Source organism: Thermotoga sp. RQ2 (assembly GCF_000019625.1).
Lineage (GTDB): Bacteria > Thermotogota > Thermotogae > Thermotogales > Thermotogaceae > Thermotoga > Thermotoga maritima.
In genome coordinates, this window is sequence record NC_010483.1 from 1,525,692 (window position 1) to 1,544,797 (window position 19,106).

Consider the following 19,106-nt stretch of genomic DNA (forward strand, 5'->3'; position numbering starts at 1 on the left):
AAAGATTGCGACCACCAACACTGCCACCAAACCACCCGCTTGCACGAGACCTATTTTCATTTGATAAATTCCCACGGTGATTGCTACTTATCCACTGTTGAACAATATAGCAATGGGACGTGAAAGAATCATCAAAAACCCTGCAACCCATTTTTCCTTCCTTTGGTTTGAAGTACCTTAAAAGAAATGGTGCCAAAAGCTAAGTACAGTAAAGATAAAACAATCAAGATGATGAATTCTTTTTTCAAGTCAAGCAATGTGTTTGTTTTCATGAGAAAATAGCGTGTGAGGTCCAACCCCCACGTAAATGGAAAAGCATATGCAAGATATTCCAGCACTTTTGGAAGAACATTCACAGGAAAAAACATACCACCAATCAGAGGAGCGGCATTACCAAGCAAACTCACCAGTTCGTCCCCTTCTTTGAATCTCAACGTGATGCCAAAAAACAGAAAGACAAGACCGAAAGAAGCGATTATGGAAAGAATAACAACACCCGCTGCAAGGGCAAACTCAACCAGGTTGAAGGTCATCAGATTCAGCAGCACTGCCAGGACGATTATCGGAACAGACTCCACGGTAACTTTCACAAGACCAAAAACCGACCACGAGAGGATGTACCCTATGGAACTCACGGGCATGATGAACAGTTCTTCCAGCTGTCCTATTCTCATGTAGTACCTCAAAGCAAAGACAGATCCCCAGAGTACCTCAACGTAGTTCCAGTAAGCTGCCCCTAGCAGGAGGTATCCGATGATGTTCTTCGTGTTCGTCGCACCGTAGAAAAACCGTACAAGGCCTGATTCTGTGCCAAAGTAATAGAGCAGGACAACGGGCATTATCGTCAGAAGGGGTGTGAGGAAAGCTCCATACCAGTCTATTCTGTATCTTTTCGCACTCAGGAAACTGGCTTTTGCAAGATACAGACTTCTCACCATGATTCCCATTCTCCTTTTTTTCGAATCTCGTTTTCTGCCTTTTTAAGCAACCATACTCCGAGGATCAGATAGGCAAAACTCAAACCTGTCAGTATCAGGAGTTGGGGAACAAAGCCACTCATGTTTCCGTTTTTTATTATGCTTCTTCCTATGGAGATGAGGTAGGTGAGCGGTATCATGTACGAGATGAGTCGAACGTAAGAAGGGAAATTCTCAACAGGATTGACCATCCCTGAGAGGACGCCAAAAAAGAATTGGGCAGTGGAATTTATGCTTCTGATTCTCTTCTTCCACAACGACAACGCTGCGAAAAATATCGAAAAGAATGTTATGTAAACACCGCTCACCGCCAGCAAAAGAAGAAAGTAAAGATGGATCTCAAGCTTTATACCGGAAAGGTAGAAGAAAAGCAATGTGAAGAATGTTATGTACAGGTTCATTAAGAATGTGTCAGCGGCTTTTGAGAACAAAAAAGCCAAAAGACTGATTGGAGCAAGTACCACGGAGATGAGGGCACCTTCTTCTCTTTCTTCTGTGAATCCGTCTCCCACCCCAAAGAAGTACTGGTTCAGCCAGTACCAGAGCAGGGCTCCTATCAACACGTTCTCTGCAAGCGAGTTCACATCAGCGATTCTGGAAGAAAACACATAAGGTCCTATGATGAAAAATGGTGTCAGAGCCATGTTCACCCACACGAACCTGTATTTAAGCCTTATCTTCATCTCCTTCAGAACCAGATGGAGTATCTTCCTCATCCATATTTCGCCCCCTGATGAGGTTTTCGAACACCTCATATACTTCGCTTCTTTCGCTGCGGATATCCTTGTATCTCACTTCCATCTGTACACGACCGTTTCTAAGAAGAACAACGCAGGCATTCTCGGGAAGAACGTGAAGTACATGACTTATCATTACGATAGTCAATCCCCTCCTGTTCCGTTCATCCAAAAAACCGACCATTTCACGCACCGACGGTGGATCCAGACCGTTGAGTATCTCGTCGATGAACAGTACCTCTGGATCGTGAATTAGCGCTTTACAAATCATCAACTTTTTCCTCATGCCCGTTGAAAACTCTTCGACGGGTTTGTCTTTGTATTCGAACAGACCGAATCTTTTGAGAAGCTCTTCCATTCGTTCTCTTCTGACTTTTTTCGGTACGCCGTATACACCCCCAAAGATATCGAGGTTTTCCCAGGCAGTGAGTTTCCAGTACAGACTTCTCTCGTTTGCAAGAACCACCCCTATTCTCGCAGATAGTTTCTTCCAGTGCTTTTTCACATCAACGCCGAGAACCTTCACTTCCCCATCGTCAGGAAGCAAGAGACCTATCATGATTTTCAGCAGTGTGCTTTTTCCCGAACCGTTCTCGCCGACGATTACCTTGAAGTCTCCCTCTTCTGCGTAAAAATCAACTTTATCGAGAACTCGAAGTTCTCCGAAGGATTTCCTGACACCGGACACTTCTACGACTTTTCTCATACCAACTTCACCCTTTCACGGAACTTTGAAAATAATCTCAAAAGTTCTGGATAAGAATTTTGATGAAAAACTTTCCAGCAATCTTTCTTTGTTTTCAAAATATAGGCGTTAAACCTACAGCCACCATTACATATAGGTAAATAGATACAGTCCTTACACTCGTTGTCAGTATTATCGTTTTCCATGAATTGAGAGTAACGCCTCAAAAAGTCTATTGGAGAATTAAGAAATTCACTGTAGGAACATATCCTAAACTCCTCTCTTCCCACTCCCGAAATACAATTGTACAAATCTCCGTTAGGAGCAACAACTAGATCTGTTTCCTTATGGTAGGTACATGGCCAGATGTTGAGAAAATCCAATAGGAAAATGTCCCGTTCTAGAGCAACTTTTATAGTATTTACATAAATATTTGCATACTCTGCAATATCAGGTATATTCTCGATCGTATAGGCACAAGAACTATTTGGATGACTTAGTAATCCAATGTTGAATAAAAATCTCTCTTTTATCGTATTTTTACCGAAGATGTCTATGAGCTCATCTATCATCATACCGTATTTTTCCTCTGAATTCATTCTGTCTAAAACAGTATGGATAACTATTGTTAAATTTGTTTTATTAAGTAATTTGTTTATGTTATCTATTATTACTTCCCAAGTCCCGTCGTAGTTTTGCGAGATCCTTCTTTTATCATGAATGTTTTTTGGCCCATCTATGGTTATTTGAATAAACCTGAATTTGGAATTACTTAGTACTTCAAACATATGATTAGAAAAACTCACACCATTTGTTATTATATTGTACTGCTTGATCGGCACTTGCTCTTTTTCAGCAATTCTAATAATTTCACTCAACTTTTCAGGATAGAGAGAAGGCTCTCCACCAAAAAATGTCACAGCAATGGTCTTCGTGTCAGATAGACCCATCATGGTCGTTTGATAATCGTTGAAAAGGCTAGGAAACACGAATGCGTATAAGATAGCTTTTCATGATTTTCATCCCCCTTCCTCATTAGAACAGATCTTTTGTGACCTTTCAAATCTTCCTGGTTTTGAAAAGCCCTTTTTAAAGCGTTCTGCGATAAAGGATTTTCATTGAGATTTCATGTTTTGTGCAATTTCACTCCTAACGTTACACAGCAGTGTGATAAAATAGCGTAAAAATAATAGTTTTGGAGGGAAAGGATTGAAAAGTCATCAACTTTTGAAAGCACCATTTCAGCATGGATTTCTTTTCTCACGACCACTTGTTACATACTGCTTCAAAACATGCCATGATGCATCCTGGAAACATTACATAAGATTTCTGAAATACCGTCATGAAAAGCTTTATGAGGAGGCTCTCTCAGAAATAGATAGCGCAATAGATGAAAAGAAAGAAACTAGAAAGATTCACTTTGAAATACATCGAGATGAAAGAGCCTGACAGAAAATTCCTTGATAGATTTCTGAGGAACTGCGGAAGGTACGATGGAGTGAGGTTTGGGATCAGGCTAAGGAAGCCGGATGTGGTGAGAGAGTTTGCAAAGAGGCACTCTCTCAAGGTTCAGCCCCTGTTTGTTGCCTTCTGGTGTGAAGAGGACGGCAGGGCAAGAAGAAGACTGGTGAGGATATTACACTGGATGACTCAAGAGTGATCGAGTGGGAAAACGGGTGTCAGTTTCTGTGCTTTTTCTTTCAGTATCTGCAGTTCTTCTTCGCTGATTTTTGTTCCCTGATTTTCAACGATTTGACACATCCACCAGAGAAATTCCTGGTGACTTGGACTCACAGCTGCGGTGACGGGCAGTGATAGTGTGAAGCGAAGTGCCATGGATGCTTCTTCGAAATCATCCACAGGATGATACCAGCATTTTTCCCAGCGTTTTTCTTCTCCTTCCTCCAGACGTCTTTTTGCCAGAGCCTTTATTGCCAGAATTCCCATGTTTTTCTCCCGGGCTTTGCTGTAAAGTCTTTTGCCAAATCCTTTTCCCAGCCAGCTTGCCCAGTTCAGTGGAAAAAGTACCGTATCGAAATCGAACCTTTCCAGCATCGAAAGTGCAGCTTCCTCACTGTGAGCAGAAAAACCGATGTACCTTATCAGTCCTTCTTCTTTTGCCTTCAAAAAGGCCTCTATAGCTCCATTCGGTGAAAAGATGGCCTCCACCTCATCGAGCGTGGTCACAGCATGGAACTGATAAAGGTCAAAGTGATCCGTCTGGAGTCTCTTCAGAGATTCGTTCAATTCTTTCCAGGCACCTTCTTTTGTTCTCTCCATCGTTTTACAGGCCAGAAACACCTGGTCTCTGTAAGGCTTCAGCGCTGGGCCAAGTTTTTCCTCGGCGTCTCCGTAGGAAGGAGCAACGTCGAAGTAGTTTATGCCCCTCTCGATCGCTCTGGCAACTATCTTTTTTGCAGATTCCACGGACTCGTTCATCACAACGATTCCGCCGAATCCGACCACAGAGAGCTTTTCACCTGTTTTCCCCAGAACTCTTTTTTCCACGGAAAATCCCCCCTTCAACGACTGGGTCTATTATACATCCAGGACCTTAATTTCTCCAAATTGTATCGATTTTAAATGGACATGGTATAAATGGGTTTGAGAGGTGATGAAGTTGGCAAAAAAATACTACGCTGTAAGAAAAGGAAGAGTTCCCGGGATCTACAAAACCTGGAAAGAGGCGGAAGAACAGGTAAAAGGTTTCCCGGGAGCCGAGTACAAAAGTTTTGAAAGACTGGAAGACGCGAAAGCCTATATGGAAGGAAAGAACGAGTGCATCTGTCCAGAACTGGACACAGAGACGATGATCGCGTACATCGATGGAAGTTACGATGAGGTGTGCGGATCCGGAATTGTTTTGTGCTATAGAGGAAAAAAGGAAGAATACTACTTCTGGACGAACATCGGGGAGTTCAAAGACTCAAGAAACATCACCGGTGAAATTATGGCGGCACTCTTTGCGATGGATTACGCTCTCAAAAAGGGAGCGAGAAAACTCGTTCTCAGGTACGACCTTGAAGGTCTGGAAAAGTGGGCAACGGAGGAGTACAGGACAAACAAGCTGGTAACGAAGGTGTACAGACACTACTATCGAAAATTCTGTCAGATGGGACTGAAGGTGGTATTCGAAAAGATAAAAAGCCACTCCGGGAACTTCTGCAACGACGAGGCTGACAGTCTGGCAAAGAAAGCCGCTAAAAAAGAATCAAACGTCGAGTGGATGCCGGAGGATTTTGAGAGTATAATAAGAACACTGACTAAAAAAGGAGGATGTTTATGAAAAAAATAGTATAACAGGTGGAACGACCCTGATAGGCCTTGGAATTGGTTTTATTCTTTTCAGATACTCTGTGTTTTACTTTGCTACTGCATTCCTTATAGGAGTTGGCGTTGGATTACTTATCAAATATCTGGTGGAGAGAAAAAAAGATCAATGAGAACTGTTTAGATGTTCTTTGGATCGTACACCAGCACTGCGGAACCACACGTTACGTAAAGTCCCTTGAAATTCCCGTAAAGGTAGGGTTCACCTCTCAGAGAACCATCTATCACACCTTCGACGACCTTTATCAGATCGTCCAGATAATCCGGGCCGAAGGGTTTCAGCTGAGTTCCTGTGAGATGCCCGTGGTAGATCCTTTCGAAGCTGTCAGTTTCTTTCAGTTTCTTGAGACTCTTCAGGTATTCTCTTAAAGGAAGACACCCAGGAAGGTGCATCCAGGTGTGACCGGCTCCCACGGAGTCCCCGCTGAAAAGAAGTCTGTTTTCTCTATCGAGGAGAACGATCGAGCCGGGCGTGTGTCCCGGAACTTCTATCACTTCAAGAGTTCTACCACCGAGATCGAACCTGTCACCTTCTTTCACGTTCAGAAAGTTTTCATAATTCACGTTTATTTTGAACAGTTCTATGATCTGGAAATCCCTGTGGTTGAGGTACACCTTCTCAAATTGATTTGCCTGCATGATATGATCCCAGTGGGCGTGGGTGAGGACAACTTCGACAGGTTTTTCTGTAATGGATCTCACAAAGCCCTTCAAATCTCCTTCTCCAATTCCCGTGTCTACAAGAAGGGCTTTCTCTTCTCCCACTACAAGGTACATGCTGTCTCCCCTGTAATCTGCGATATGCCACACATTCGGCTCAAGAAGTGTGGCTCTGTATTCATCTTTCCTCATTTTTTCGCCTCCAGGAGTTTTGGAAGAATCACAAGGCTCATGAAAGAACTCACCGTCATGGTCACCCACATGATCGCAACAAGATAGGTGTGGAAGGTGAAAGGAGAGAGTATCAATGCGGAAAGTCCTATAGAGAGTCCGAACGCGTTGGCAAGAACGGGAGTGGACGCTATCCTGACAGTCTTTTCCATGTCACCGTAGTACCTGAACAGTTCCGTCACGTGTATAGCGTAGTCTATTCCCACACCTATCACTATTCCAGCCATGTTCGCGGTGATCAGATTGAGTGGGATCCCGGAAAGCCCCATGAAACCAAAGAGCGACACAAGAGAGATACCAACGGGAACGATCGCTTTCGCAGGATAAAGAAAACTTCTTTGAAACAGCACGAGCAGGAGAAAAACCATGCTGATAGCCAGAAACACAGAAAGTAGTTGCTGAGGTACTATCGAATCGTTCATCTCCTTTATGATGTAAGGAATGCCGGTGACCTGAAAACCGTGTTTCTCTACCACGTTTTCTACCTTCACCAAGATTTCTCTGTCCAGGTCGTTCAGAAAGATAAAAGCCCTTCCCGTGTTTCCGGAGACGAGATTTTCTGTGTACTCGTCTGGAAGGAGTCTTTTCAGTATCAGGGCTCTCGCGAGAATCTTCGGATATCCTTTTTCTTTGAAGAGGCGTTCGTTCAACTTCGAGATGATGTCGTACATCGAAAAGGCATCGAAACCTTCTTTCTTCAGATCTTCCTCCATGGACAGAACCTTCTGTGCGAAGGAAGGATCAAACAGGTTTTCCGACTCGAAAAGAACGTACACAGGAAGCGCCCTCCCGAAGACTTCCTCGATCTTCTTCACATTCTTTCTCACCCGTGTGTAGCTCTTGTAGAGTTTCAGGATGTTGAGATCGGCTTTCAGGAAAAACAGACCGGGAAGAAAGATGAGAACAGAGACGGTTGTGACAACCAAGGCGCGTTTCGAAAGTTTCTGAAAGACGCGAAACACTCCGCTTTCTTTGTTTTTCGGTTCTACCTTCTCTACCCTCGAGAGGATCACGGGGAGGACGATCCAAGTGGAGACACCGGCGAGCCCTATACCGATCGACGCGAGCACTCCCATCTGTTTCATGGATTCGGAGTTCAACGTGAGAAAAGAAAGAAATCCGGCCATCGTGGTGAGGGTAGTCAGTATCATCGCCCTTCCAACGCTTTCAAGGGTATTCTTTACCGCGTTGAAAGTGGTTTCGCTATCTCTTTTTCTCTCGAGAAAATGAGAAACGAAGTGAAGACCATCAGCGCTACCCATAACAATGGTGAAGATGGGTACCAGAAAAGTGATTATCGAAAGATCCTGGCCGAACCATCCCATGACGATGCCGAGTGTCCAGAGAGCAGCGAAACCAGCTGGAATGAGAGAAAAGATCGCGTATTTGAACCTTCCAAGCTGTACTCTGAACACGTTCAAAAGAAGAACGACCGCAAAGGGTGGTAGCGTGAAGATCATGAAAAGAAGATAGCGAAATATCTGGTCTTCCAAGTACTGAGTTCCGGACAGATAATGCTCGTAGTCCGAGAGAACCTTTTCGATTTTTTCAGGTGGAGCGCTCTCTTCGGGTAGTATCATGAAAAGGGCGTAGTATCCATCATCTGTTTTCTTCACGTTGAGAAGGTCCTTCACGCTCTGAACATAACTCAGAAAATCTTCGTACTCCTTTTCTGCCATGCCTTTTGTTTCCACGAGCCTGAAGCCGACGGGGAATTTCTCTGGAACGGGTGTTATGACCGTTTTAACACCTTCTATAGAGGAGAGCCTTTCTTTGATCTCAAAGACCTTGTTCAGTCCTTCCCTGCTCAGAGGGTCCGTGTTCATCTTCACCATCACCGCGAGCTGTTCTCCGCTCTTGAAGATGGTGTTCATCCTGTCATAGATCTCTTTCTGATGGGATTTCTGCGGCATCAAAATGGAGAACTCCGTTGTGAAGTGGAGTCTGAAAAGGCCAAAGAGTGCTAAAATATTGATCACAAGAACGAGAGCGAATATTCTCTTTCTGTTTTTGAAAACAAAAGAGGTGTACTTTTCGAACAAGAGGATCCCTCCCCACAGATTTCAATTCTATCAGAAAGGAGAGTGAAGATTCGTGTGGCATATCTTTGAACGTTTCGTGAACGAATACGAGCGGTGGTTTCTGGTCCACAGGTTCGCGTACCTTTCCGAACTGCAAGCGGTGAAGTGCCTTCTTCCAGAAGGGAGAGGTGTGGAAATAGGTGTAGGAACGGGAAGATTTGCCGTTCCTCTCAAAATAAAGATCGGAGTGGAACCTTCAGAGCGCATGGCAGAGATAGCAAGAAAGCGAGGCGTGTTCGTTTTGAAGGGTACAGCGGAGAACCTTCCCTTGAAGGATGAAAGCTTCGATTTCGCGTTGATGGTGACAACGATCTGCTTTGTGGATGATCCGGAAAGGGCGTTGAAAGAAGCCTATCGTATCCTCAAAAAGGGTGGGTATCTCATCGTCGGTATCGTGGACAGGGAGAGTTTTCTTGGAAGAGAATACGAAAAAAACAAAGAAAAGAGCGTTTTCTACAAAAACGCTCGATTCTTCTCAACGGAGGAACTGATGGATCTGATGAGAAAAGCGGGTTTTGAAGAATTCAAAGTCGTCCAAACTCTCTTCAAACACCCATCGGAGCTCAGTGAGATCGAACCGGTTAAGGAAGGCTACGGTGAAGGTGCTTTTGTGGTGATAAGAGGAACGAAGAAATGACTTTTCTTTGAATTTATTGAGAAATGTTCGCAATAATATATGTTTATGGTATATAATGAAACCGTGGAGGGATATGCATGACGAAGATAACTGTTCTCAGCGGAAAGGGAGGAACAGGAAAGACCACCGTTTCTGTCAACATGGCAAAAGCGCTCTCGGAAAGTTACAGGGTGCAGCTTCTCGATGCGGACGTGGAGGAACCCAACGATCACATCTTTTTCAACGTCGATGTTTCTTTCGAAGAGCCAGTCCACCTGATGATTCCGGTTGTGGACAACTCCGTGTGTATTCGATGCGGTGAGTGTGCAAGCACCTGTCAGTTTGGAGCCATATCCGTCTTTCCGAGCGGAACGTTCGTTTTCGAAAGTCTCTGTCATGGGTGCGGTGCATGTTCTATAATGTGTCCCGTCAACGCGATCTCCGAAAGGCCAAAGGAGATAGGAAAGATAAGATTTGGAACGGCCGATGGAAACATCTCGTTCGGTATGGGGATTCTGAACATCGGAGAGCGAACGGGAGTTCCCGTCATCAGGAAGTTGAAAAAGCACATCGATGAGAAAGCGGATGTTGTGATCGTTGACGCTCCTCCGGGCACGTCCTGTCCTGTCGTGGAAAGCTTGAGAAACACAGATTTCGCTCTATTGGTAACCGAGCCGACCGCTTTTGGCCTTCACGACTTGAAACTGGCAGTCGAGCTCACAAAAGAGATGGGGATACCCTCCGGTATCGTTGTCAACAGATACATTCCAGGTAACACCATCATCGAAGAGTTCGCCGATGAAGAGGGAATACCTGTTCTTCTGAAGATACCGTTCAAAAGGGAGATAGCTTCTCTCTGCGCCGAAGGAAAGCTGATTGTCGAGGCCTTCCAGGATATGAAAAAAGACTTCCTGGAGCTGTTCGAAAAGATCGAGGTGATGGTTCGATGAAGCAGATCGCTGTCGTGAGTGGAAAAGGTGGAACAGGGAAAACAACGTTCACCGCGTCTCTCGGGGTTCTTCTTGAAAATTCCCTGCTCGCAGATTGTGATGTCGATGCGTCCAACCTCTACATCCTGTTTCCCGGAGATCCCGTGGAAGAGCACGAATACTACAGAGGGAAGAAGGCCGTTATAGATCAAGAGAAGTGTGACAGATGTGGTATTTGTGAAAGGGTGTGCAGATTCGACGCGATAATCCCGGGTGAGAAATACGGAGTTGACCAGTACGCTTGCGAAGGGTGCAACGCGTGTGTGGTTTCCTGTCCCAGAAATGCCATCACTCTGGTTCAGTCCCTCGCTGGAAGGTATTTCTTCGCCTGGTCTGGAGGCAAACCCATTGTTTACGCCCGGCTGAGCCCCGGTGAAGAAAATTCCGGTGGACTCGTAGCGGAAGTTCGCAAGCTCGCTCTCGAGAAAGCGAAAGAACTGAAACGAGACTATGTGATCATAGATGGGGCTCCCGGTATAGGGTGCTCTGCCACGTCGTCTATCGTCGGAGTGAACTATGTGGTTGTTGTCACTGAGCCAACCATGTCCGGACTTCACGACCTCAAGAGAATCGTGGAAACGTTGAAGTGTCTCAAGAGAGAATTTGGAATAGTGATCAACAAGTACGATATAAACTCGGTCGTGTCTCGAGAGATAGAGGATTACTGTTTGAGTGAAGGGCTCGATTTACTGGGGAAAATCCCGTTCGACGAAACGGTGGTGAGGGCTTCTGTGGAGTGTAAACCGGTGGTTACGTACGAAAACAGTCCCGCTGCAGAGTCCATAAAGAAGATAGTTGAGAAGATCATAGAGAAAATTTCTTGAGGAGGTGGCATCATGGCAAGGGTAGCGATTCCATCTGTGGGGAAGGATCTGTCTTCCATGGTGAGCGATAGATTCGCCAGGGCAGAGTATTTCATCATCTATGACACGGAGTCTGGAAATGTGGAAGTCGTTGAAAACACCATCGCCGATGCGCATGGGACAGGCCCGAAGGTTGTTCAAAGTCTCGTTTCGAAGGGAGTAGAGTATCTCATAGCCTCGAATGTCGGCAGAAACGCGTTTGAGACTTTGAAGGCGGCTGGAGTGAAGGTCTATCGGTTCGAAGGAGGAACGGTTCAGGAGGCAATCGACGCTTTCAGCGAAGGAAGGCTCGAGGAGTTGACGACCTTCACCAGAGAGGGGTGAGGATGTGCCCTGGGTGAATTCGAAGTGTGTTGGCTGTGGAAATTGTGTCAAAGTGTGTCCAGTTGAAGGTGCAATTAGAATAGAGAACGGAAAGGCCGTTATCGACAACTACAAGTGTATTCGATGTGGAAAGTGCTTCGATGCATGCCCTGTTGGAGCCATCAGACCTAATTATGAGAATCCCGCGCTGAGAGGAATGGGAAGAGGTTTTGGAAGAGGGCTTGGAAGAGGTTTCGGCAGAGGCATGGGAAGAGGATACGGTAGAGGGCGAGGAAGATGGGATGAGTTCTAACAGCCGTGTGTACGGGATCGTTCCCTCTAAGAGGCTCGGCAGATCTCTCGGTGTCTCCCCTATTCCGTTCAAAACGTGCACGTATTCGTGCGTGTACTGCCAGCTTGGAAGAACAACGAACTTCACCGTGAAAAGGCAGACGTTCTTTCCGTTGAAGGTGTTCGAAGAAGAGTTGAAAGGGTTCGTGAAGAGGCACCGGTATGATTTCGACGTGGTGAGCATCGTTGGAGAGGGTGAACCCACTCTCTACACTCCCCTCGATGCCCTGATAGATCTGTGCAAATCGATCACCGGAAAACCCGTTGTACTCATAACGAACGGATCACTCTTCTGGAGTGAAAAAGTCAGGAAAGAGGCGAAGTTGTCGGACATAATAATGCCCACACTCTCTGCGTGGGACGAAAAGAGCTTCAGGACGATCCACAAACCTCACAAAAATCTGTCGTTTCAAAAAGTGTTCGAGGGTTTGAAAAAGTTTCGAAGAGAGTACAGCGGTGAGATCTGGCTCGAAGTGATGCTGGTGAAGGGATTGAACGATTTCGCACTGGAAGAATTAAAAGAAAAGATCTCGCAGGTAGAGTCGGACAGGGTTTATGTGAACGTTCCTGTGAGACCTCCGGCAGAGGGATGGGTTGAACCTCCAGATGAGGAAACGATAGAGAAAGCAAAAGAGCTTTTCAATGCCGCATCGATAGAAACTCCCGCAGCAAGTAGATTCATCGCTGCAGGAGAAGGAATCGATGCCGTTTTGAACGTGATCAAGCGTCATCCCATGAACGAAGAGGAGGTAAGAGATCTTTTGACTTCACAGAAGATCGATCCCAAACCGGTTTTGGAAAAACTCAGATCCTGCAAAAATGTGAAAATCATCGAGTACAGCGGCCGAAGATACTACAGATACACTACAGCAGAATGATCACCGCCAGAAACTCAAGGTCTGTGTTTCCTGTATTCTCTATCGAATGAGACTCTCCAGAATCCGTGAAGCACACGTCTCCTGCTTTTATGGGAACGTCCTTTCCGTTGTCGTGGAAGACGCCTTCTCCCAAGAGGATGTAGTAGATTTCGAATTCCCCCTCGTGTTTGTGAAGCCCCACGGAAGATCCGGGAGGGAGTTTCATTCTGGCAAAGAGTCTTGCTTTGTTGTGCATAGCTTCTTTGGAGAGAAGATGTGCCATTTCCACTTCACCTTTCCCACCGCGCATGTTAGAAATCCTTTCAGGGGTGATTTCAGAAGATCTCACGACCATACCTGTTCCCTCCTTCATCGATTTTTCTGACTTTGAGTATATCACACATCACAATCTGAAAGAGCCAGTTTTTCCCTCAAAAAATGTTTATGCAAATTTTCCTTCTGTTAACCATGTTACACACAACATGTGGTATCATGTTTTCAAAACATACAACAAATGGAGGTGAAAAGGGTTGAAGGCTTACGCGTTCGGTTTTCCGAAGATAGGAGAAAAGAGGGAATTCAAAAAGGCTCTGGAGGATTTCTGGAAGGGAAAGATCACGGAAGAACAGTTCGAGGAAGAGATGAACAAACTCAGAATGTACATGGTGGAAAACTACAGAAAGAACGTCGATGTGATTCCTTCAAACGAACTTTCCTACTACGACTTTGTGCTCGACACAGCGGTGATGGTGGGGGCAGTTCCGGAGAGGTTCGGTGAGTACAGAGGACTTTCAACGTACTTCGATATGGCGCGCGGTGGAAAGGCTCTGGAAATGACCAAATTCTTCAATACCAACTATCACTACCTCGTTCCGGAAATAGAAACCGAAGAGTTCTATCTTCTCGAAAACAAACCTCTTGAGGATTATCTGTTCTTCAAATCGAAGGGAATAGAAACAGCACCGTGGGTGATAGGTCCTTTCACTTTCCTGTACCTTTCCAAAAGAAACGGCGAGTGGATCAGAAGACCAAATCAAATGGAAAAACTGCTGGAAAGCCTCGTTTCTGTTTACAAAGAAGTATTCGAAAAGCTCGTGGAAAATGGCTGTAAGGAGATTCTCGTGAACGAACCCGCTTTCGTCTGCGATCTTGAAAAGGCCCACTGGGATCTGATACTGAACGTGTACCGTGAGCTTTCAGAATTTCCACTGACTGTTTTCACCTATTACGACAGCGTTTCCGACTACGAAGCGTGCGTCTCCCTTCCGGTGAAGAGACTTCACTTCGATTTCGTTTCGAACGAAGAAAATCTGAAAAATCTCGAAAAACACGGGTTCCCGGAAGACAAAAAACTCGTGGCTGGTGTGATAAACGGCCGCCAGCCCTGGAAAGTGGATCTCAGAAAGGTGGCATCGCTGGTAGAAAAACTCGGTGCGAGTGCCATCTCAAATTCCTGCCCACTCTTTCATCTTCCAGTGACTCTGGAACTGGAAAACAATCTGCCAGGCGGATTGAAGGAAAAACTTGCCTTTGCAAAAGAAAAGCTCGAAGAGCTAAAAATGTTGAAAGATTTCCTGGAAGGCAAAACATTTGACCTTCCTAACGTGTCTTTTGAAGATTTCGCGGTGGACCTCCAAGCTGTTGAGAGGGTAAGAAATCTTCCAGAAGATTCGTTCAGAAGGGAGAAAGAATACACCGAGCGCGACAGAATCCAAAGAGAAAGACTGAACCTTCCACTCTTTCCAACAACGACCATTGGCTCTTTCCCGCAGACTCCTGAAGTGAGAAAGATGAGATCAAAATACAGAAAGGGAGAAATTTCCAAAGAAGAATATGAAGCTTTCATAAAGGAACAGATAAAAAAGGCTATAGAACTTCAGGAAGAAATAGGACTCGACGTTCTTGTGCACGGTGAGTTTGAAAGAACCGACATGGTTGAGTTCTTCGCTGAGAAGTTGAACGGCATCGCCACTACTCAGAACGGCTGGGTTCTCTCCTACGGTTCGAGGTGTTATCGCCCACCAATCATATACGGCACCGTCACACGACCAGAACCCATGACGCTCAAAGAAATCACCTACGCTCAGTCTCTCACGGAAAAGCCCGTCAAAGGAATGCTCACAGGACCCGTCACCATCATGAGCTGGAGCTACTACAGGGAAGACATCCCAGAGAGAGAAATAGCCTACCAGATAGCCCTTGCGATAAACGAAGAAGTGAAGGATCTGGAAGAGGCGGGAATAAAAATCGTGCAGATCGACGAGCCCGCGTTCAGAGAAAAAGCACCCATCAAAAAGAGTAAATGGCCTGAGTACTTCGAATGGGCGATAAACGCCTTCAACCTGGCGGCCAACGCGAGACCGGAAACACAGATCCACGCCCACATGTGCTACTCGGATTTCAACGAAATAATTGAGTACATCCACCAGCTGGAGTTCGACGTGATCAGCATTGAGGCTTCGAGGAGTAAAGGTGAGATCATTTCTGCCTTTGAAAATTTCAAGGGATGGATCAAGCAGATCGGTGTTGGTGTTTGGGACATCCACTCTCCTGCTGTTCCCTCCATCAACGAAATGAGGGAAATAGTCGAAAGAGTTCTCAGGGTACTGCCTAAGGAGCTGATCTGGATTAATCCCGACTGCGGTCTCAAGACGAGAAACTGGGACGAAGTAATTCCATCGCTCAGAAACATGGTAGCGCTTGCAAAGGAGATGAGGGAAAAATTTGAAAGTTGAGGGGGACTTGTCTTTTCGCGGGAATGTGTTATAATGATTTCGAAAGAAGAAACGGGACAAAAAAGTACTTGACAAACAGAAACAGTTTGTGGTATAATACAAGATGGTTGAAAAAATTCAAGGGAAGAATAAACAGCTCCGGCGCAATGCCGGAGCGATTTTTTTTAGATCGTAGTTTCATTTCTCTCTTAGACTTTGTTTGCGGTCAATTTTCCCGTTAGAATCGCCATGGGTACACCCGCAGGTTGATATGCCCACTGACCGGCCTTGTAGATATCTGGAAAGGGAGTTAGAGGCGACTTCGACAGATTTTTATAGAGTTTTTCGCTGAATGCCCAGCCAACGACAGAACCATCGATGTGCCCACATATCTTTCTATAGTCAAAGGAGTTGAAGAGAACTTAAAAATCGCCTTATCTTTCAAACTGAGGCATACCGTTTCCGATAGCGTTTCTATCGCTTTCTAGAATCATTTTGAACTTATCGTACCAACCAGAATCGTATATCATCTTCACCAACTGGTAGTCAAAGAAAAAGTTTACTATGACTCCTGTTTTTCCTTCCAGCGCTAATTTCCTGTTTCTCAGCACAGGAATAGAAATTTCGTATGAAGTATGTTTGCAAAATCTGTCGATCCAACGGGATATTTCTTCTTCGTTGAAATTTTTCCTCAGTGAATCCTTTAAATTTTGGAGCTCAGTTCGTTCGATTTCACCTACGCCTTACCTGGATGGTGTATAAAAGAAATGCGCGTTCGATATTTTCTCAAAATCCTCTGGTGGTTTATCTACGGCCATGAAAACTTTGACAACTGATTCAGCAGTTTTACCAGGGAGTACTCTGCTTTTTTCCCTTGCAATCTTTATCTAGATCTTGAACACAATGTTTTTCGAGTAGTACGGAAGCAGATGAAACCGCTTGGATTTTCTTTTTTCGTCATATGTTTTCTCTCAAAGTTTTATTAACTGTTCGAAACTTGTTATCCTCTGCCCTTGATCTTCCATCATTTCACCCTATTATTCTGCTGCATGGACTTCAATGCTTCTCTTTTTTTTCTGTATTCAAGTATCGGTGCATCGCCCGGAATTAAATTTTCACCCATTCGAAGCTCGCTTCTTTTTGGAATCTGGGTTTCAACAACACGTTTATCCTGGTGAAGCACTATCTTGTTGAAAGGTTTTCCTAAAACCGCTATCAATTTATCTAAAAACTTGATTCCAGTAAGACCCACGTAAAATCTCAGATAGATCATCGTATGATCGTCGTCTATGGGAGTAAATGCAGCCGTTACCCTGATTTTTTCGGATATATGATTCTGCCAAATGTTTGGAAATTTAAACTCGAGATAAACCTTGCTCTTTCTTTTTGGATCCATCTCTTCTGGTTTTCGAGCTGGTGTGCCATCATCGATTCTATTGAACACGTAGAAATAGAACATTTCGTCATCCTTCCATTCAACTATTGGACCATCGACAACTGTTCTGTTCCCTCTGCCTATTGTGTTGTAATGTACGAAGGGAAGGTGTATGGGATCAAGTTGATTTTCTATTGCCCTTGAATAATGAACGTTCCAAACTTCTTTAAACTCTGTGTAGACCAGTTCATCAGTTATATCATCGAAGTACTTTGGTGGTTTTTCTGGTTCCCTATCGCCGTACCAGATCCATATGAAATCTGCTAACTCATAGGTCGGGTAAGATTTCACCCTGAAATTTTCGGGTACTGGTGTGTTTCTTCCGTTTGCTGGAATGGTCCGTACTCTTCCTTGCGAATCGTATTCGAATCCATGGAAAGGACAAATTACACGCTCTCCATTACTAAGAACCTTTCCGTGTGAAATAGAAGCACCTCTATGGCAGCAAATATCTGAGATGCAATGAACCTTTCCATTGCTGCCTCTCCAGAAAGCGAGTTTTTCACCAAACCTTGTAACACCTATCAACTGGCCTTTCTTAAGCTCTCTGGAAGACAGTACAACGTACCACTGGTTTTTTATCATGTCTTTTATACCCCCTTAAGATACCTTCTTAGTTCCAAACGGTGTTTATAAAATACAATCAAAAAATTTCCAAAGTAGAGTATAGCCAGTTCGGGCATACCGTTGAAAACCTTCCACATCGTGTAAATTAACAGTGCGGCAAATCCTATCATAACCCTGAAGGCATCTTCTTCCGGCGTTGTTTTGTTTTTGCCTCTTAACCTGTGGAGTATCGAAAAAATTGTGAAAACAGTTCCAAGAACTATGGGTCCTTCCCACTTTGTCAGAACAGACCAAGCTCCAAAGGTTGTTGCGATAGCCTTTCCACCTTTGAATTTCAGAAAAGGTGAAAACGCGTGACCGAGTATTCCAGAAAGTGCTGCAAATGCGATAACATAACGATTTACATGGAAGGATTCGTTCCATACGAAAAATGCTATGGGGAAAGTACCTTTGAAATAATCAAGCATCAGAGCTGGAAAACCGTATTTCCAACCAGCTGCACGCCACAAATTTGATGAACCAGGATTTCCATCTCTAATTTTTCTTAGATCGATACCCTTTATCTTTGCGATTATGTGAGAATACATAACCGCCCCGGATAAAAATTGAATTGTTATTAGAAAAAAGTTTAACATCAATTTTCTCTCCTCCAACGCTATCTTATTTTTATTTCTCTTCCGCGCCACGTGACCTTTTTTAGCACCAGTGTTTTGTAAAGTGAATGGAAAAAGACGGCAGCGAAGAAGGTGAAATGCAACGGATATAGAAAGGCATCGTACCACCTGTAGTCCCCCAGAGGCTTAGAAAGCAAATAGACAATCAGGGAAAATATGAAATATATCATAGACCACCAAAGCGGTGTTCTAAAGGACGTGAAGGAGTAATAAAAACCAGAAATCCATATCAAAGCGAGTAGGAAGCTCAAAATCCCGCCGGTCAAGGCACCTGAAGAAATGTTTTTCGAAAATCCCTCAGACAGTTGTCTGGACCCTTCTGGATACATTCTGAACTTTATAATCCCATTTCCTAAGAAATTCATCACCTTGATCCCGTTTTTTATGATCTTCAAGAACAGAATCTTTGATAGCTGCATGGCCGCCTGTTTTCATATAATCCCTTCGCGAAGTCAGTATCACAGGGCCAAAAGCTCCTTTTGGCCTTTTTGATGGAAAGCCGAGCATGTTACTCGCGTAGACGATCATTAAGTTGAACACCAAATTCAAGTGCTCATAGAACCTCTCGAATCTCTGATAAGGCCAGACGGAAATCAATCCAGGATGTTTCTTATGGATCTCAACAAGAACCTCAATCGCTCCTTCTTCAGGCTCCACATCTGCATCCATGAATATCAGAATTTCTCCACTTGAGTTTTGATATCCGTTCCAGATTGCCCAGGTCTTTCCTACCCAATTTTTTGGCGGATCTTTGGTTAGTCTGATCAATATGAATCTTTCAAAAGCGTCTTTGAAATTTTCTGCTACAGCGCTTGTTCTATCTGTAGAGTTGTCATCAACAACGATAACTTCGTGCGGTTTAACCCTTTGTATGCTTAAAAGTTTCAGAATTTTTCCTATGTTTTTCTCTTCATTTCTTGCAGGTATTATAACAGAGATTTTTCCTACCGGTTCCTTGGAAAAACCGTTGGTGTGAAGGAACCGCTTTCTGGAGAAAAAAAGTAAAGTAAGGATATCAGGAGAGATGAAAATACGA

20 protein-coding genes and 1 pseudogene are annotated in these 19,106 nt (G+C 44.5%); 9 read left to right on the forward strand and 12 right to left on the reverse strand.

Annotation, left to right across the window (positions count from 1 at the left end; translation table 11 throughout):
* Positions 1-131: 131 nt before the first annotated feature.
* From TRQ2_RS07845 to TRQ2_RS07860, 4 genes are read right to left on the reverse strand one after another with little or no spacing between them, the layout of a single operon-like run.
* On the reverse strand, positions 132-938 hold the full coding sequence (locus tag TRQ2_RS07845; protein WP_004079915.1) for an ABC transporter permease: 807 nt from the start codon (positions 936-938) through the stop codon (positions 132-134).
* Complete coding sequence (locus TRQ2_RS07850) at positions 932-1,693, reverse strand: ABC transporter permease (protein WP_004079916.1); 762 nt, start codon at positions 1,691-1,693, stop codon at positions 932-934. Before TRQ2_RS07850 ends, TRQ2_RS07845 begins: the two co-directional genes overlap by 7 nt.
* A complete protein-coding gene (locus tag TRQ2_RS07855) occupies positions 1,644-2,420 on the reverse strand; it encodes an ABC transporter ATP-binding protein (protein WP_004079917.1) in 777 nt (258 codons plus the stop codon). Before TRQ2_RS07855 ends, TRQ2_RS07850 begins: the two co-directional genes overlap by 50 nt.
* Positions 2,417-3,319 (reverse strand): radical SAM protein, encoded by a 903-nt coding sequence (locus tag TRQ2_RS07860; RefSeq protein ID WP_238514443.1) that lies wholly within the window; start codon positions 3,317-3,319, stop codon positions 2,417-2,419. The genes TRQ2_RS07855 and TRQ2_RS07860 overlap by 4 nt, the downstream gene beginning before the upstream one ends.
* Before the next feature lie 470 nt (positions 3,320-3,789).
* Here TRQ2_RS07860 and TRQ2_RS07865 point away from each other — a divergent pair.
* Positions 3,790-4,059, forward strand: a pseudogene (locus TRQ2_RS07865) (hypothetical protein); the annotation flags it as partial.
* Here TRQ2_RS07865 and TRQ2_RS07870 read toward each other — a convergent pair.
* The gene (locus tag TRQ2_RS07870) at positions 4,050-4,907 is read right to left on the reverse strand and encodes an aldo/keto reductase (protein WP_004079927.1); all 858 of its coding nucleotides are present in this window, start codon (positions 4,905-4,907) and stop codon (positions 4,050-4,052) included. The pseudogene TRQ2_RS07865 and the gene TRQ2_RS07870 sit on opposite strands and share 10 nt — an antisense overlap.
* Positions 4,908-5,019: 112 nt before the next feature.
* Here TRQ2_RS07870 and TRQ2_RS07875 point away from each other — a divergent pair, with 112 nt between their 5' ends.
* Entirely contained in the window at positions 5,020-5,685 is a 666-nt protein-coding gene (locus TRQ2_RS07875) for a viroplasmin family protein (protein WP_012311171.1), read from the forward strand.
* A 164-nt stretch (positions 5,686-5,849) separates the two neighbouring features.
* On the opposite strand, the gene TRQ2_RS07880 is transcribed toward TRQ2_RS07875, so the two are convergent.
* On the reverse strand, positions 5,850-6,581 hold the full coding sequence (locus TRQ2_RS07880; RefSeq protein WP_012311172.1) for an MBL fold metallo-hydrolase: 732 nt from the start codon (positions 6,579-6,581) through the stop codon (positions 5,850-5,852).
* The gene (locus tag TRQ2_RS07885; RefSeq protein WP_012311173.1) at positions 6,578-8,662 is read right to left on the reverse strand and encodes an RND family transporter; all 2,085 of its coding nucleotides are present in this window, start codon (positions 8,660-8,662) and stop codon (positions 6,578-6,580) included. Before TRQ2_RS07885 ends, TRQ2_RS07880 begins: the two co-directional genes overlap by 4 nt.
* Positions 8,663-8,714: 52 nt before the next feature.
* Here TRQ2_RS07885 and TRQ2_RS07890 point away from each other — a divergent pair, with 52 nt between their 5' ends.
* The 6 genes from TRQ2_RS07890 (at position 8,715) to TRQ2_RS07915 (ending at position 12,701) form a co-directional block, all read left to right on the forward strand.
* Entirely contained in the window at positions 8,715-9,338 is a 624-nt protein-coding gene (locus TRQ2_RS07890; RefSeq protein ID WP_004079931.1) for a class I SAM-dependent methyltransferase, read from the forward strand.
* Positions 9,339-9,415: 77 nt separating this feature from the next.
* Positions 9,416-10,267, forward strand: coding sequence for an ATP-binding protein (locus tag TRQ2_RS07895; RefSeq protein ID WP_004079932.1), 852 nt, complete (start codon positions 9,416-9,418; stop codon positions 10,265-10,267).
* A complete protein-coding gene (locus tag TRQ2_RS07900) occupies positions 10,264-11,130 on the forward strand; it encodes an ATP-binding protein (protein ID WP_004079937.1) in 867 nt (288 codons plus the stop codon). The genes TRQ2_RS07895 and TRQ2_RS07900 overlap by 4 nt, the downstream gene beginning before the upstream one ends.
* A gap of 12 nt (positions 11,131-11,142) precedes the next feature.
* The gene (locus tag TRQ2_RS07905) at positions 11,143-11,493 is read left to right on the forward strand and encodes a NifB/NifX family molybdenum-iron cluster-binding protein (protein ID WP_004079939.1); all 351 of its coding nucleotides are present in this window, start codon (positions 11,143-11,145) and stop codon (positions 11,491-11,493) included.
* 4 nt (positions 11,494-11,497) lie between these two features.
* Complete coding sequence (locus TRQ2_RS07910; protein WP_004079944.1) at positions 11,498-11,785, forward strand: DUF362 domain-containing protein; 288 nt, start codon at positions 11,498-11,500, stop codon at positions 11,783-11,785.
* Positions 11,703-12,701, forward strand: coding sequence for a radical SAM protein (locus TRQ2_RS07915; protein ID WP_227738396.1), 999 nt, complete (start codon positions 11,703-11,705; stop codon positions 12,699-12,701). The genes TRQ2_RS07910 and TRQ2_RS07915 overlap by 83 nt, the downstream gene beginning before the upstream one ends.
* Here the strand turns inward: TRQ2_RS07915 and TRQ2_RS07920 are convergent.
* Positions 12,688-13,035, reverse strand: coding sequence for a cupin domain-containing protein (locus TRQ2_RS07920; RefSeq protein ID WP_004079948.1), 348 nt, complete (start codon positions 13,033-13,035; stop codon positions 12,688-12,690). The two genes, TRQ2_RS07915 and TRQ2_RS07920, sit on opposite strands and share 14 nt — an antisense overlap.
* Positions 13,036-13,210: 175 nt before the next feature.
* Between TRQ2_RS07920 and metE the strand changes: the two genes are divergently transcribed.
* Entirely contained in the window at positions 13,211-15,415 is a 2,205-nt protein-coding gene (gene metE / locus TRQ2_RS07925) for a 5-methyltetrahydropteroyltriglutamate--homocysteine S-methyltransferase (protein ID WP_004079949.1), read from the forward strand.
* 413 nt (positions 15,416-15,828) lie between these two features.
* On the opposite strand, the gene TRQ2_RS09850 is transcribed toward metE, so the two are convergent.
* The 4 genes from TRQ2_RS09850 to TRQ2_RS07950 form a co-directional block, all read right to left on the reverse strand.
* Entirely contained in the window at positions 15,829-16,005 is a 177-nt protein-coding gene (locus TRQ2_RS09850; protein WP_015646156.1) for a hypothetical protein, read from the reverse strand.
* A gap of 413 nt (positions 16,006-16,418) precedes the next feature.
* Entirely contained in the window at positions 16,419-17,414 is a 996-nt protein-coding gene (locus TRQ2_RS07935) for an aromatic ring-hydroxylating dioxygenase subunit alpha (RefSeq protein WP_012311174.1), read from the reverse strand.
* 5 nt (positions 17,415-17,419) lie between these two features.
* On the reverse strand, positions 17,420-18,178 hold the full coding sequence (locus tag TRQ2_RS07940; protein ID WP_238514444.1) for a glycerol-3-phosphate acyltransferase: 759 nt from the start codon (positions 18,176-18,178) through the stop codon (positions 17,420-17,422).
* 189 nt (positions 18,179-18,367) lie between these two features.
* The gene (locus TRQ2_RS07950) at positions 18,368-19,102 is read right to left on the reverse strand and encodes a glycosyltransferase family 2 protein (RefSeq protein WP_369700801.1); all 735 of its coding nucleotides are present in this window, start codon (positions 19,100-19,102) and stop codon (positions 18,368-18,370) included.
* Positions 19,103-19,106: the final 4 nt, after the last annotated feature.